Source organism: Lactococcus sp. S47, from assembly GCF_016517475.1.
Taxonomy (GTDB): Bacteria; Bacillota; Bacilli; order Lactobacillales; family Streptococcaceae; genus Lactococcus; species Lactococcus lactis.
Map to the genome: position 1 here is coordinate 151,406 of NZ_JACVUB010000002.1, position 14,410 is coordinate 165,815.

Below are 14,410 nucleotides of genomic sequence, written 5' to 3' on the forward strand. Positions count from 1 at the left end.
AAAATACTCTCTGAAAATTATTCAGAGAGTATTTATTTTAGCTATTGTTTAAAATTCATAGTTTTCAAAGTAGACTTCAAGACTACGTTTATAAGAAGTCGCCGCATTTGATAATAAATGTCCACGATGCTTGACTAAAATCAAACTATTTCCATTGTCTCCCTCCATAGGGACAACTGTTACATTATGGACGCTCTCTTTATCAATAAAACCAAGACCTGTTGCGTAGGCATCTGTCCGTTCTAAAATTCCATTTAAACTTGCACGGTCAGTGACGTTATAAATCAAGGTATTTTCAAAAGTCTCAACCAAATCTTCAGAATAGTAAAGAAACTGTTCATTTTCTTGTGTAAATCGCACACGATCTAGCGGTTTTAAATCATCATCTGAAATTGTTTCACGTTGAGCTAGTGGATGGCCTTTGCGAATATAGATATGCGTTTGCGATAAGAAAATTTCTTCGTAATCTAATTCAAGTTTATTGAGCATTCTTAAAATCCCTGAGCGATTTTGTTTATTGAGATAAACCACTCCAAGTTCACTGTGCCCTTGCGCCACTTCTTGCAAAATATTATAAGTGGTTGACTCAAAAATTCTAAAATTTTTGATTTCAGGATTTTTCTTTGCAAATTCCACTGCAACTGGTGCTAGAAAATCATAGTGTTGACTGGCAACTGAGAAAGTCTTATCAGACTCTTTTGGCTTAGAATATTTTGATTCAAAAGTTTCAAAATTACGTAAAACAGTCTGTGCTTGTTCATAAAAACGTTCGCCTTCAATAGTTAAAGTCGCACCTGTATTTGTTCTCTCAAAGATTTGAAAACCTAGTTCTTGCTCCAAGTCTTTAACCGCAATCGACATTGAGGGTTGACTAACAAAGAGTTGCTCTGAAGCCTCACGAAAAGTTCCACTATTAGCAATGGCGACGACGTACCGTAATTGTTTAATATTCATGTCATAAAGTCCTTAATTTTTTACAAAAAAAGTGTATAAGTTGATTATACACTTTTTCTTTTTATTTTGTAGCTTTAATGATAGCGTCAGTGTAGAGTGACAGCTCTTCTTTAGCCGCTGTTGGTCCGCCAAAGAAGTAAACTTTGTCGTAGTCCATCGTAATCACATGTCCTTCTTTAACTGCTTTGAGGTTTTGCCAAGCTGGATTATTTTTTAATGCAGCATATTGTTCTTTATCTTTATCTGCAAAGTCAATAAAGATATAGTCTGCATCAAATTCTCCTAAGCTTTCGGTATTTACTTCAGCATAACCTACGCCTTTTGAGAGTTCGGCCATTTTGCTTGATTCTTTAAAGCCTAAACCAGTCGTCAAAGCTTGTCCGCCACGAGCAAAATTGTCACCGAAGGCATAAACCTTATCTCCTTGGAGTTCAAGAAGTGAAATTGTGTTTTTAGTTGGTTTAACATCAACCTTTGCCAATTTTTCTTTTTGCTTATCGGCTTCTTTTTTAAAGTTTTTAAGGAAACTTGCTTTTTCATCTTCGCGATTAAGGAGTTTAGCGAAGTAATCCAATGATTTATTCATTCCTGAGAGGTCCTTATAATTGACAAGAACAGTAGGGGCTACTTTTTGATAGTCTGCTACTTGGTCTTTATCAACTGTAATAATCAAATCAGGATTTTGAGCAATTAATTTTTCCATATTGAATTTTGGTGCTCCTAAATCAACCATATTCTTCTTTTGGTCTTTTGATAAGAAGGTATTTGGAAAGGCCCATGAATCTGTTCCAACAACATTTGCACCTAATGAAGCGACTTCATCTGGATAATTTTGAACAGCAATACGTTTAGGATTTTTAGGAACTTTGACGTCCCCATTTAAAGCGTGAAAGGTCACTTTATCATCGCTTGATGTCGCTTTTTTTGATGATGAATTTGATGAACAGGCAGCTAAAGTAAGTAAAGCTCCTGCAGCGATTAGGGTTGTGAGTACTTTTTTCAAAAGATTCTCCTCTATTTTTAGGCTATTTTTTAAAAATAAGCCGATATTTTTTTATAAGAAATTTACTAAAAGTAAATTAATTTCTTAAACTTTTTGAATAAGATAAATATAGTATGGAGCGCCAATAAAGGCAACTACAAAACCTAAAGGTAAACTTGATGGCGCAATGATTGTTTGTGAAATAATATCAGCAAAAGATAAAATAATCATACCAGAAAGTGCGGTGGCAATTAAACTTTTTCGTGATTTAAAACCAGCGATTTCACGAGCAATATGAGGGGCAATTAAACCAACAAATGCTAATCCTCCAACCAATAAAACACCGACAGCTGCAAAAAGGAGCGCTAACAAGTAAAGATAGATTTTCGTTTTTTGAACTTCTAATCCTAAAGTAGTTGCCATTTCTTCGCCAAGTGAGAGGATTTCAAGTTTTCTTAAGAAAAATGGCAAAATAATCAAGCCAATTACTAATAAGAGAACACAAATGAACAAATAAGTGCTTCCCGTTTGCCAAATATCTCCTGACAGCCAAACTGCAACTTTCTGAAAGTCAAAGGCATTGACTGAAAGCTGACCAATTGTGATTAATGCTTGGAAAAAAGCGGTAATTGCAATTCCTGTCAGTAAAACTCTGACAGAAGAAACTTGCTTTCTTAAGGCAAAAAAGTAAATTAAGACAAATGAAAGAAGAGCACCTATTAAAGCAAAAATAGGATAGGAAAAATTCCAAAGTCCTGTCAGCTTAAAATGGTCAGCAATCAGTAAAAAAGCAACACTTCCTGCCGAAGCACCAGAGGTTATCCCAATTGTTCCACTATCAGCTAAAGGATTTTCTGTAATATTTTGGATAATAAAGCCTGATAAGGAAAGAGCAATTCCAGCTGACAGGATTGTTATCAAACGAGGAAGACGAAAATTAGGAATTAGGATTGATAGAATTTGAGGATTTGTTGAAAATTGCGTCAAATCAACCACTATCAAAACCAAAAGCAGGACAAAAAGTAAAGTGAATTTTCTTTTCATTTTATTTTGCCTCCTTTGTAATAACCCAAAGAAAGAAGGGAGCACCTAGAAGCATGGTTAGACTTCCTGCTGGAAATTCGTAAGGTTTAAATAAATTTCTGGCTATCAAATCAGCTAAAACAAGCAATAACATTCCTGTCAGTACTGACAGAATTACATTTTGCCAAAAATTAGCTCTGACAAGCTTTTTGGCAATATGTGGAGCAATCAAACCGACAAAGCTGACCACCCCAACTGAGGCAACAGTTACACCAGAAGCCAGCGCAACTAAAAACATAATGACTAAACGAACAAAATTGACAGAAATCCCAAAAGATTGAGCAAGCTCATCACCAAAATTCAATAAATAAATTTGTTTTGAAAATAAAAGCAAGAGGATAAGAAAAATAAGACTTACTACTGCCATCAAAAGAACTTTAGTATTAGTTATCCCTGAAAAAGAACCCACAATCCAGCGAAAATAGGCCTGTGTATCGTGGCTGGCAAAAGTCAAGGAGCTGGCTAAACTAGTTGCAAAAAGTCCAACTGACGTTCCAACTAGTACAACTTTTAATGGCTGAAAATGCGTTCTGGCAGTCAAAAGCATGACGACGGCTAAAGCAATAAATGCTCCTAGTGATGAAACTAGAACTGAAATCCCATCATTCGTTGACCAACCCAAAGTTAAAATGAGTGATAAAGCCAAGCTCGAACCGCCAGAAATCCCTAAAGTTGCCATTTCGGCAATTGGGTTTCTAGTCATAATTTGAACAATAAATCCACTGACGGATAAGAGAAATCCTGTGAGATAAAGACTTATTAACCGTGGAAATCTTAATTGTAAGACCATTTTATTTACTAAAATTTCTGTCAGAGGAACATTTTTATTTCCAAGCATCAGGTATATTACTGACAAAAAAAGTAAAGAAAAAACTAGGGCAAAAAAGATTGTCAGAAAATGTTTTTTAGGCATCTTTCACCCCAGTAATCATTAATTTTTTGGTAAAGGTATCACATCCTAAAGTGACATCTAATCCAAAGCATTCTTTCAACGTTTTTTGAGTAAATAACTCATCAACAGTTCCTTCTTCAACCACTTCTCCGTCTTTAACAAGGACTAGATTGTCAGCAAAACGAGCGGCATGATTTAAATCGTGAATGACGTAAACAATGGTTTTATTTCTCTTTGTCGCCAAATCTTTTAATAAACATAAAATATCTAACTGATGAGCTAAATCTAGATAAGTCGTTGGTTCATCTAATAAAATAATCTCACTATCTTGAGCTAAAATCATCGTGATAAAAACTCTTTGTTTTTGTCCACCAGAAAGTTCTGATATCTTACTTTCTCGAATGTCCCAAATCTTTGTTTCTCTCATCAATTCTTCTATGAACAAAATATCTTCTTTTGAGAGACGTTGTTGCATTAATTTTTGATGTGGGAAACGTCCTAAACTGACAAGTTCATAGACTGTAATATCAGCTGGGGCAGTAATTGATTGAGGTAAGAGCGCTAAAATTCTAGCAATTTCACGATTAGAATGTTGACTTAAAGGTTGATTATCAAAGATAACCTGTCCATCCGATTTAATTAAACGTCCAAGTGCCTTTAAAATCGTTGATTTTCCAGAACCATTGACTCCAATAATAGCTGTCGTTTTTCCTTTTTCAATCGACAGCGTTACGTTTTTCAATACCTGCTCTTTTCCATAAGACACATTGATATTTTTCGCACCAAAATACATCGTTTTCTTTCCTTTTCACAACGGTTGGTTGATAGTTAAAAAGCTCATCAACGGTTGTCCCTAAGGTTTCCGCAAGTTTGAAAGCAAGCGTTAACTCTGGGTCGTATTTGTCATTTTCAATCGCATTAATCGTCTGACGCGAGACGTGAGCGATATGTGCGACATCCTCTTGTGAAAGATGAGATAATCGGCGCAATTCACGTATTTTATTTTCCATGTTTTTCCCTTCTAATTCTTTTGGAAGTTCTTTTTTAAGATTTAATTCAAATTTTATTATCTTTTGCAAACAATTGGCTTGTCAAAAGTTTTTTACAAGTCCTATTATGCCATTTTCCACCCATTTTTGCAAGATAAGAAAAAAAGCAGAAAACCTGCTTTTCTTAATGAAATGGATTAAAAAATCGGCCCTGATTTACAAAGAAGAGAAGAATAACAATCACCACTCCTAAAAGCGCAAGCAAGATAACCAAGTAATCTTTAACATTCAAAGGTTGATAAGAATACCAACTTCTTTTCTTCTTTTTACCAAATCGTCTAAGCTCCATAGCTGTGGAAATAGTATCAATTTGTTCTAAACTGGAAAAAATTAAAGGAAGTAACAATTGAACATTTAATTTTATTCGCGAAAAAAGTCCTACTTTTTTTGATAAATCCATTCCTCTGGCCTGTCCAGCATTACGGATTGCTAAAAATTTTTCTTGCATATCAGGAATATAGCGCAGTGCTAAGGAAACCGAATATGAGGAACGATAAGGCAGACCAATTTTATTTAAACTACTGGCAAATTGGCTCGGATTAGTAGTTAAGATAAAGAGTAAAGCGAGCGGAATGGTTGAAAAATACTTCAAGACGAGATTAAAAAGGTAAAAAAGTTCTTCTAAAGTAAGAGGTCCCCAAAGGATTGTTTTTGAATCATAAAGTCGCGCGCCATATCCAGGGTCAAAAATAAATACAAAAAGCAGATTTAAAATCGCAAAAATTGCTGCAAATTGGGCAACCCTTTTTACTGATGAAAAAGGAATTTTAGAAAAATAGAATAAAATTACCGAAAATAAAGCAACAAAAGCCAAATATCTCGTATCATAAGTCACCATACTGCTGATAGAAATTAATAGAAAGAAAAGGAGTTTTGCTGTTGCATTCAGTTGGTAAATAAAAGAATTTCCAGCTTGATAGCCTAGAACACTAAGTTGATTATTCATGCTTTAATCTCTCCTGATTCTGAAAATTGATGAAAGCTTTTGTCAGTAAAACGGGATTGGTATCCGTTTGTCTGGCAAGTTGATAAAGGCTTGGTTGACTTAAATTGCCCATTTTTACAAAATCTTCATTTTCTAAAATTTGATAAGGACTGCTGTCAGCAATAATTTTCCCGTCAGCAAAAACAAGGGTCCGGTCACTATATTCTGTAATTAAATACATATCGTGTGTAATCATAATCATTGTTAAATGAAGACGGCGATTAAGTTCGTCAAGAAAATCCATGATTTCCCGATAAGATTGTAAATCCTGAGCAGCTGTTGGCTCGTCAAGGATTAAAATTTCAGGTTCTAGTATTAAAATACTAGCAATCGTTACTCTTTTTTTCTGACCATAACTCAAGGAAGAAATTGGCCAATTTCTAAAAGGATAAAGCCCACAAACTTTCAAAATTTCTTCAACTTTATCTTGAATCATTTTTTCATCAACATGACGGAGTCGTAAACCAGCTACCACCTCATCACTGACAATATTTTGCGAAATCATCAGATTTGGATTTTGCATAATATAGCCAATTTTTTTCGCACGTTCAGAAATAGAATCAGCAATAATCGATTGCCCTCGGTATAAAATTTCGCCACTCGCTTCAACAAAATGACAGAGTGCATTGGCAAAGGTTGACTTACCAACTCCATTTTTCCCGACAATTGAAATTTTTTCTCCTTCTTGAACTTCTATATTAATACCTTTTAGAACTTCATGTTGAGCAAAATTTACTGATAAATTTTTTACTGACAGAATATTATTTTTGCTGACAGCCTTGTCAGTAAATTTATAAGTGTCTAAAAAATCTGTCAGTAATTTTTTTGCTGACAGAACTTCCAAACTTTTTAGGTCAGAAAAATCTGTCAGTAATTTTGTAGCATTTGCAGCTTTTAATGCTGAGAGATAGAGGGGCTCGCGTAATGAATTTTCATTAAAAATTTCTGTTTTTAATAATTCAGCAGGACTTCCAGTTGCAACAATTTCGCCGTCGTTGACCACGACAATTTTATCAATACCAAGCGGTAAAACTTCTTCGATTCGGTGTTCGATGATAATCGTAGTGACTTCATTATTTTCATGAATATCCTTAATCAAAGCCATTGTTTCTAAGCAAGTTTGCGGGTCCAAATTGGCTAAAGGTTCATCAAAAAGCAAAATTGGCGATTCATCAATCAAAACACCAGCTAAAGAAACCCGCTGCTTTTGTCCTCCCGACAAATCTTGGGGACGATGATTCAAGAGTTTATTTGTTTCTGTTTTGTCTGACCAATAGGCCACTTTACTGACCAGTTCATCATGAATCAGACCATCATTTTCCAAAGCAAAAGCAATATCCTCAGCAACGCTCAAACCAATAAACTGGCCATCAGTATCTTGCAAAATCGTCGACACCTTTTCAGATAATTCAGCAATTGAAGTCCCAAAGGGCAAACCAGCAATTGAGAGTTCCCCACTTGCTTCTCCTTTATGTAAATGAGGCAAAATCCCATTAAGACAAGAACCAATCGTTGATTTACCTGAACCAGAAGGACCGACAATCAGTACTTTTTCCCCAGGAAATATTTCCAAATTAATCTTTTTTAAAGTTGGATTTTTTTGTAAATCATATTTAAATGTAAAATCTTTGAACGAAATTAAGGCTTCCATTTTTATCCTTCTTTTTAGAGATACTTTATTTTTTGTGCTTTATTAAACCGATACAAGCGTAAAAGCAGCAAATATTTGCTGCTTTTATTTTAGCATATCTGGAGCTTTTTATTCTTTATCGAGTGAGCCAGATTTGGTTCTGGTAGCAGCATAGAGTTTGAGTAGTAAAGTTCCTGCTACGGCAATAGTCAATGCATTTACTAAACCAGCAACAATTCCTTGTGTGAAGACCTTATTTGCCGGTTCACTATAAACTAAAACATCCCCAATTGGAGCAATAATTCCCCAAACTACGACATTGGCTAAAAATTGAACAATATTAAAACGAATGATTTCTTTATTTCCAAAAATTCCTTGAGTCAAAGTTTCTCTTTTGACTCCAAAAGCTAGAAATAAGCCCATCAAACCTGAGCCTAAAACCCAAGTCCACCAAGGCGCACCATAGAGAAATGAATCTTTAAGGGCATGACCAATAAATCCGATCAAGAAACCAGCTAAAGGGCCAAATAAGGCTGAAAATAGGGCAAGGACCGCATATTGCAATTGAATACTAGTATTTGGAATTGGTGTAGGAATATTAATTAGCCAACCAATAATCACAAACAAAGCAGCCCCAATCCCAGTGGCAACAACAATTTTTACAGAGTTATTTTTCATTGTTTCTCCTTTTTATAAAATATTTTTATCTAAAATTATTTGATAAATTATCGATGTGAAACCCGTCTAGCTAAGAAATCACCAACAAGCTGAACCAATAAAACAAAAATCAAGATTAAAATGGTTGCAAACCAAGTCACATCATTGGCAAAGCGATTATATCCATAAGAAATGGCCGTATTTCCTAGTCCACCAGCTCCAATCGCACCAGCCATTGCAGTCAAACCAATCAAGGAAATTAAAGTAACGGTTGAAACACGAATTAAACTAGCTAATTCTTCACGAAGATAGACCGTGAAAACAATATCGAGAAAATCAGCTCCCACCGTTTGAGCTGCTTCAACTTTTCCATGGTCAACAGACTCAAGCGAAGCTTGAACTTGTCTGGCATAAAAAGGAGCCACTCCTAGAGCCAATGGAACTAAAGCCGCAGTAACACCAATCTGCGTCCCCACCAAAATTTTAGTCAAGGGAGCAATTGCTGCTAATAAGATAATAAAGGGAAAAGCCCGTCCGATAGAAACAATTTTATCTAAAATCCAAAATAATGGTCGATTAGGTGTAATCCCATCTTCAGCAGTCACCACAACACCAATTCCAAATATCAATCCCAATAAACCACCAATAAGTGCTGAAATAAATGTCATATAAAGCGTTTGAACAATTGCTGTCCACCAACCCGTCTCACCTGTCCATCCTAAATAAACCACATTAGGAAATGTATGTGCAAACCATTCTGCCATTAGTCTACCGTCCTTTCAATTTTACCTAAAACTTCAAATTTTAAATGTCTTTCAACAAAATATGCCTTTGCGGCAGCCCGATGTTCACTTGAACCTTTTAAGGTCAAAACTAATGAACCAAAAGGTTGTCCTTGAAGTAACTCAACATTACCATAGAAAATGTTGGTTGTTACATCAAATTTTTTCGTAATATCAGAAACCACAGGGTCTTCAAGCTCTGAACCTGAATAATCTAAGTGAATTAATTCTTCGTCATCTGCTAATTGTGCCAGAAGTTCTGTTCTAGAAAGACTGGCAATAAAACGATTGACCGAACTTGTTGTTTCAATAAATTGTTTTGTTAAAGCTTCTTTAGGTTGTGCAAAAATATCAATTAATGAATTTTGTTCAATGATTTCACCATTTTGCATAACAGCTACTTTATTAGCAATTTCCTTAACCACTTGCATCTCATGTGTAATTAAAACAACTGTGATTCCCAATTTTTCATGAAGAGATTTAAGTAAATCTAAGATTTGATTGGTTGTTTTTGGATCAAGTGCTGATGTTCCTTCATCTGAAATCAAAATCTCAGGGTCATTAGCAAGCGCACGCGCAATAGCAACTCTTTGTTTTTGTCCCCCAGAAAGCTGAGCTGGATACTTATCAGAAAGCTCTTCTAAATCAACTAATTTTAATAATTCGGTCACTTTATCCGTTTTTTCTTTTTTTGTAAGATAACGTTTTTTCCCGTTTTTATCTTCGATTTGGCTATGCTGTAAAGCAAAAGCCACGTTATTAAAAACGGTTTTTTCACTTAAAAGATTAAAATGTTGAAAAATCATCCCAATCTTTTGACGAAACTCACGTAATTTCGCGCCAGTAAATTTTACAGGATTTTCACTATCAAAAATCTTCTCACCATTAATCACAATTTGACCTTTGGTCGGTTTTTGAAGGAGATTAATGGTTCTGACCAAAGTTGATTTACCAGCCCCAGAATAACCAATTACTCCATAAATATCCCCTTTTTCAATGTGTAAAGTAGCATCTTTTACTGCTGTGACTAATCGTCCTTTCTGATGAAATTGTACAGAAAGATTATTTAATTCAATAATTGCTGTCATATTGTTTTCCTTTATCTTTTTTCATTCTCTGTCAGTACTGACAAAGTTATTTTCTCTTTTGTCAGTACTGACAGAAAATCTCGTCTCTGACGAGTTTTCTTAGTTACAATTTTAAATTCCAAGCGGGGAGTTCTCCACCATCTGGATATTCTTTTTTAATGGTATCAGCGATATTTTTTTGCTCATAAGCTTTGACCACTTCTTTATAAACTTTATTATTTTTATCAGACTGATTTGCCGCAATAAAATTAATCCATTGAGCTGAATCTTCATTTAAAGGTTCTTGATAAATTGATTCTTTCTCCGAAATTTTTGCTGAAATAGCAAAATTATAATTAATGACTGCTGCAGCAACAGAATCAAGCGCACGTGGGGTTTGACTTGCATCAATTTCTTTGATAATTAAGCCTTTCGGATTATCTCTGATATCTTTAACCGTTGCTAATGCTCCTCTAGAAGTATCAAGTTTAATGAGTCCTGCATTTTTTAAAACATAAAGGGCGCGGCTTTCATTGGTAACATCATTTGGGATAGCAATCGTACTTTTATCAGGAATTTCCGTCACATTTTTATACTTTGTCGAATACAAATGAATCGGCGTAATAATTGTATCACCAATTGATACGATATTTCCATTATTAGCTTTATTCCATGATTTCAAGTAAGCGTAATGTTGAAAGGCATTGAGGTCCACTTCATGGTTAGCCAAAGCTTTATTGGGCTGATCTCCGTCAGTAAAATTGACAAATTTTAAAGTAATCCCAAATTGGTCTTTTGCATTTTTTTGAACTTGTTTCCAAATGGCATCTTCTTGTTTCCCACCAGGCATCAAACCTATTTTTACGATTTTACTGACAGAAGTAGATTTGCTTTTTCCTTGCCTTAAAGTAAAAGTGATTAAACCAACGATAATAACCAGCAAAAGCAAACTTCCAAAAAGAATTTTTCGATTTCTTGGATTCATAAATAAATCCTTTCATTTTCAAAGTTTCAAGTTCCAAGCTGGCAATTCTCCGCCATCTGGATATTGTTCTTTGATTGCTTTTTCTGTCGCTTTTGAAGCATAAGCCTTGGCAACTTCTTTGTAAACTTTATTATTTTTTTCTTTACTTGTCGCAGCAATAAAGTTAATATACTGAGCAGAAGTTTTGTTGAGAGGTTCCATATAGACAGATTCAGAATTTGGTAAGCTAGCTGCAGTTGCATAATTATAGTTAACCACTGACAAAGCAACAGAATCAAGCGCACGCGGTGTTTGGCTTGCATCCACTTCCTTGAATTTCAATTGATGCGGATTTTCTGTGATATCTGGTAAGCCAACTAATTTGCTAGAATCACTTGTTGTCAATTTAATCAAACCTGCACTTTGGAGCACGAACAATGCCCGACTTTCATTTGAAGCATCATTTGGTATTGCAACGGTTGACCCTTCTTTTAAATCTGACAATTTGCTGACTTCTTTTGAATAAATGTGCATTGGTGTAATATAAGTATTTCCTACTGCCACAATATCACTCTTATGTGCTTTATTCCAAGTTTTCACATAATTATAAGATTGAAAGGCATTGACATCAATATCTCCCGAAAGAAGTGCTTCATTAGGTTGATTATAATCAGAAAAATAAACAAATTTTAGCTTTAAATCATATTTTTCTTTGGCGGTTTTAGCTACTGATTTCCAGACCTCTTGATCTTGCTTGTCCCCACTCATGATTCCAACCTTAACTGTTTTTTGAGCGGTTGATTTTTTACTTGCTTGATGATTTAAACTAAAGAAAGCAACCAAAGCAACAACGATAATTACTGCGAGTGCAACAATAATATTTCTATTTTTCGGATTCAAATTTTTCCCCAAATTCTACTGAATACTTATAAAATATTCTATTTCACAAGTGTCCAGACCTTCTTTGAACGATAAGTCTCTCAATGAAGAGAGACTTATTTGAGTATTAAAAACAATTATTTTAATTTCAAGCCCCAAGCAGGAATTGTACTCTTGTCCGGATAAGCTTTAGCAATAGTTTTTTTGGTTGCTTCTGTTTCATAAGCTTTGACAACATCTTTATAAACAGTGTTGTTTTCGTCTTTTTTATTAGCAACAATAATATTAATCCATTGTTGGCTATCTTTATTAACTGGTTCTGTAAAAATGGCATCAGATTTCTTTAAACCAGCAGTAACGGCATAATTATTATTGATAACTGCTGCATCGACTGAATCTAAAGCACGCGCAGTTTGTGAAGCATCAAGTTCTTTAATGACCAAATTTTTTGGATTTGATGTGATATCTTTGACCGTCGCCAGTGTTTGACCAGAAACATCCAATTTAATCAAGCCCGCAGACTTCAAGACATAAAGGGCACGACTTTCGTTAGAAGCATCATTTGGTACCGCAATGGTTCCACCCTCTTTGATATCTGAAATATTTTTGAGTTGTTTTGAGTAAACGCTGATTGGCGAAATCACTGTATCCCCAATCGCCACTAAATTGCCATTATTTGCTTTATTCCATGCTTTTAAAAAAGCATAATGTTGAAAGGCATTTAAGTCAATATCGCCATTTTTCAATGCTGTATTTGGCTGAGTATAATCCGTAAAGTGTGTGAATTTCAAAGTAATTCCATATTTATCTTTAGCAGTTTTAGATACCGTTTGCCAAATGCTGTCATCTTCTTTTGTTCCTGTCATTATCCCAATTTTCACTGTTTTATTTACCGTTTTATTTGCTTGAGATTTTTGACCAAAGCCGATAAATCCAGCAATAGCTACAATAACAACAACAATTATTCCAATAATTATATTACGATTTCTAGGATTCATAATCTTCTCCAATTTCTACTGACCAAACCGTTCGTAATCAGTTTGAGTCTTCTGTCAGTAAAATTTATTAGCCCTAAGGCAGAAATTTCTAAAGTAGAAATTTCCAAAGTTTTCACCTAACCGTTACTTTTTAACGAAATTACTTAGTCGAGTTTCAATCCCCAAGCAGCAATTTTTCTCTTATCAGGATAAGCTTTCTCAATTGCTTTTTTCGTTGCTTCAGTTTGGTAGGCTTTGACAACTTCTTTATAAATTTTGTTATTAGCATCTTTTTTATTTGCAACGATAATATTAATCCATTGCTCGCTATCTTTGTTTACAGGTTCAGTGTAAATAGACTCTTCAACCGTTAATTTTGCTGTTGTTGCAAAATCGTCATTAATTACTGCCGCTGTAAGTGAATCAAGCGCACGCGGTGTTTGTGCCGCATCTAATTCTTTAATGACCAAATTTTTTGGATTTGAATTAATATCTTTGACCGTCGCAAGTGTGTCACCTGATACAGAAAGGCCAATCAAACCAGCATTCTTCAAGACATAAAGTGCGCGACTTTCATTTGAAGCGTCATTAGGTACTGCAATTGTATCTCCTGATTTAATTTGGCTCAATGAAGTAATTTTTTTAGAATAAAGACGAATTGGTGAAATTGTTGTATTACCAATTGCTTTCAAATCACCGTCATTAGCTTTATTCCAAGCATTCAAGAAAGCATAATGTTGGAAGGCATTCAAATCAATATCGCCGTTTTTCAAAGCTGTATTTGGTTGTGTATAATCTGTAAAATGAGTGAATTTTAAAGTAATTCCATATTTATCTTTAGCTGTTTTAGAAACAGTTGACCAAATGGCATCATCTTCTTTTGTTCCTGTCATTATTCCAATATTCACAGTTTTATTTGCCGTTTTACTTTCACCAGATTTATGATTAAAACCGAAAAATGCAGCGATAGCAACAATTACAACAACAATAACGACAATTAAAATATTTCTGTTTCTTGGATTCATTTCTTCTCCCTTTTTTCTAATTGATTTATTTTTCAAAATCAATTATTCCCCTTTTGATAAACTTTTACATCTATTAGAAAAATTAACCGTGCACCTGTTAATTTTTCTAAATCTAAACAAATTCTTCAAGATAAAGCGCTCATGCTAAATAAAAATAGCTCATTTCATATAAAGAAACGAGCTATATCGTGGTACCATTCTTGATTTAAGCACTTTTTAGTTCACTGAAAATTTTCAGATTCCAAAGGCAACTTTCAAGTTCAATAACGAGAACCATTCCGTCAAGAGCTTAGTTAAACCTTACTCTTGCTACGCTTATCAAGCCATTTTCATTGCTTCACTCAGGCTTGCTCTCACCGCTACAAGCTCTCTGTGCTGACCTTCACAATTACTTACTCGACCGCTTTTATTTTGTCCGAATTTGTGTATAGACTTATTCTAACAGACTTTCGTTTTTTTTGAATTATTGATTTTTTATGTTGCC

The 14,410-nt window shown here is 34.6% G+C and carries 15 protein-coding genes; all 15 read right to left on the minus strand.

Features of this window, described 5'->3' with window-relative positions:
- Positions 1–48 precede the first annotated feature (48 nt).
- Positions 49–954 (minus strand): LysR family transcriptional regulator, encoded by a 906-nt coding sequence (locus tag IAE52_RS03155; protein WP_012897186.1) that lies wholly within the window; start codon positions 952–954, stop codon positions 49–51.
- A gap of 61 nt (positions 955–1,015) precedes the next feature.
- Positions 1,016–1,957: an iron-hydroxamate ABC transporter substrate-binding protein gene (locus IAE52_RS03160; protein ID WP_109990641.1), complete on the minus strand. Its 942-nt coding sequence runs from the start codon at positions 1,955–1,957 to the stop codon at positions 1,016–1,018.
- 84 nt (positions 1,958–2,041) lie between these two features.
- Positions 2,042–2,980: an iron ABC transporter permease gene (locus tag IAE52_RS03165; protein WP_003131660.1), complete on the minus strand. Its 939-nt coding sequence runs from the start codon at positions 2,978–2,980 to the stop codon at positions 2,042–2,044.
- 1 nt (position 2,981) lies between these two features.
- Entirely contained in the window at positions 2,982–3,932 is a 951-nt protein-coding gene (locus tag IAE52_RS03170; RefSeq protein WP_010905286.1) for an iron ABC transporter permease, read from the minus strand.
- A complete protein-coding gene (locus IAE52_RS03175) occupies positions 3,925–4,704 on the minus strand; it encodes an ABC transporter ATP-binding protein (protein WP_014570376.1) in 780 nt (259 codons plus the stop codon). Before IAE52_RS03175 ends, IAE52_RS03170 begins: the two co-directional genes overlap by 8 nt.
- Complete coding sequence (locus IAE52_RS03180) at positions 4,628–4,921, minus strand: helix-turn-helix transcriptional regulator (protein ID WP_010905285.1); 294 nt, start codon at positions 4,919–4,921, stop codon at positions 4,628–4,630. Before IAE52_RS03180 ends, IAE52_RS03175 begins: the two co-directional genes overlap by 77 nt.
- Before the next feature lie 163 nt (positions 4,922–5,084).
- Positions 5,085–5,906, minus strand: coding sequence for an energy-coupling factor transporter transmembrane protein EcfT (locus IAE52_RS03185; RefSeq protein WP_021722383.1), 822 nt, complete (start codon positions 5,904–5,906; stop codon positions 5,085–5,087).
- Positions 5,899–7,596: an ABC transporter ATP-binding protein gene (locus IAE52_RS03190; RefSeq protein ID WP_033900425.1), complete on the minus strand. Its 1,698-nt coding sequence runs from the start codon at positions 7,594–7,596 to the stop codon at positions 5,899–5,901. Before IAE52_RS03190 ends, IAE52_RS03185 begins: the two co-directional genes overlap by 8 nt.
- A 108-nt stretch (positions 7,597–7,704) precedes the next feature.
- Positions 7,705–8,253, minus strand: coding sequence for an ECF-type riboflavin transporter substrate-binding protein (locus IAE52_RS03195; RefSeq protein WP_012897180.1), 549 nt, complete (start codon positions 8,251–8,253; stop codon positions 7,705–7,707).
- Between the two features lie 47 nt (positions 8,254–8,300).
- Positions 8,301–8,996: a methionine ABC transporter permease gene (locus IAE52_RS03200; RefSeq protein WP_003131669.1), complete on the minus strand. Its 696-nt coding sequence runs from the start codon at positions 8,994–8,996 to the stop codon at positions 8,301–8,303.
- Entirely contained in the window at positions 8,996–10,102 is a 1,107-nt protein-coding gene (locus IAE52_RS03205) for a methionine ABC transporter ATP-binding protein (RefSeq protein WP_003131670.1), read from the minus strand. Before IAE52_RS03205 ends, IAE52_RS03200 begins: the two co-directional genes overlap by 1 nt.
- Before the next feature lie 103 nt (positions 10,103–10,205).
- Positions 10,206–11,066, minus strand: coding sequence for a MetQ/NlpA family ABC transporter substrate-binding protein (locus tag IAE52_RS03210; RefSeq protein ID WP_003131672.1), 861 nt, complete (start codon positions 11,064–11,066; stop codon positions 10,206–10,208).
- Positions 11,067–11,084: 18 nt separating this feature from the next.
- Positions 11,085–11,945 carry a MetQ/NlpA family ABC transporter substrate-binding protein gene (locus IAE52_RS03215; protein ID WP_010905281.1) on the minus strand — a complete coding sequence of 287 codons (861 nt, stop codon included), beginning with the start codon at positions 11,943–11,945 and terminating at the stop codon, positions 11,085–11,087.
- 116 nt (positions 11,946–12,061) lie between these two features.
- Entirely contained in the window at positions 12,062–12,922 is an 861-nt protein-coding gene (locus IAE52_RS03220; protein WP_033900421.1) for a MetQ/NlpA family ABC transporter substrate-binding protein, read from the minus strand.
- 143 nt (positions 12,923–13,065) lie between these two features.
- Positions 13,066–13,926: a MetQ/NlpA family ABC transporter substrate-binding protein gene (locus IAE52_RS03225; protein ID WP_033900532.1), complete on the minus strand. Its 861-nt coding sequence runs from the start codon at positions 13,924–13,926 to the stop codon at positions 13,066–13,068.
- Between the last annotated feature and the right edge of the window lie 484 nt (positions 13,927–14,410).

Bases quoted from the DNA above. Each gene is read 5' to 3' on its own strand.
- IAE52_RS03155 (WP_012897186.1), bottom strand. From the start codon at position 954: ATGAATATTAAACAATTACGGTACGTCGTCGCCATTGCTAATAGTGGA.
- IAE52_RS03165 (WP_003131660.1), bottom strand. From the start codon at position 2,980: ATGAAAAGAAAATTCACTTTACTTTTTGTCCTGCTTTTGGTTTTGATA.
- IAE52_RS03170 (WP_010905286.1), bottom strand. From the start codon at position 3,932: ATGCCTAAAAAACATTTTCTGACAATCTTTTTTGCCCTAGTTTTTTCT.
- IAE52_RS03175 (WP_014570376.1), bottom strand. From the start codon at position 4,704: ATGTATTTTGGTGCGAAAAATATCAATGTGTCTTATGGAAAAGAGCAG.
- IAE52_RS03180 (WP_010905285.1), bottom strand. From the start codon at position 4,921: ATGGAAAATAAAATACGTGAATTGCGCCGATTATCTCATCTTTCACAA.
- IAE52_RS03185 (WP_021722383.1), bottom strand. From the start codon at position 5,906: ATGAATAATCAACTTAGTGTTCTAGGCTATCAAGCTGGAAATTCTTTT.
- IAE52_RS03190 (WP_033900425.1), bottom strand. From the start codon at position 7,596: ATGGAAGCCTTAATTTCGTTCAAAGATTTTACATTTAAATATGATTTA.
- IAE52_RS03195 (WP_012897180.1), bottom strand. From the start codon at position 8,253: ATGAAAAATAACTCTGTAAAAATTGTTGTTGCCACTGGGATTGGGGCT.
- IAE52_RS03200 (WP_003131669.1), bottom strand. From the start codon at position 8,996: ATGGCAGAATGGTTTGCACATACATTTCCTAATGTGGTTTATTTAGGA.
- IAE52_RS03205 (WP_003131670.1), bottom strand. From the start codon at position 10,102: ATGACAGCAATTATTGAATTAAATAATCTTTCTGTACAATTTCATCAG.
- IAE52_RS03210 (WP_003131672.1), bottom strand. From the start codon at position 11,066: ATGAATCCAAGAAATCGAAAAATTCTTTTTGGAAGTTTGCTTTTGCTG.
- IAE52_RS03220 (WP_033900421.1), bottom strand. From the start codon at position 12,922: ATGAATCCTAGAAATCGTAATATAATTATTGGAATAATTGTTGTTGTT.
- IAE52_RS03225 (WP_033900532.1), bottom strand. From the start codon at position 13,926: ATGAATCCAAGAAACAGAAATATTTTAATTGTCGTTATTGTTGTTGTA.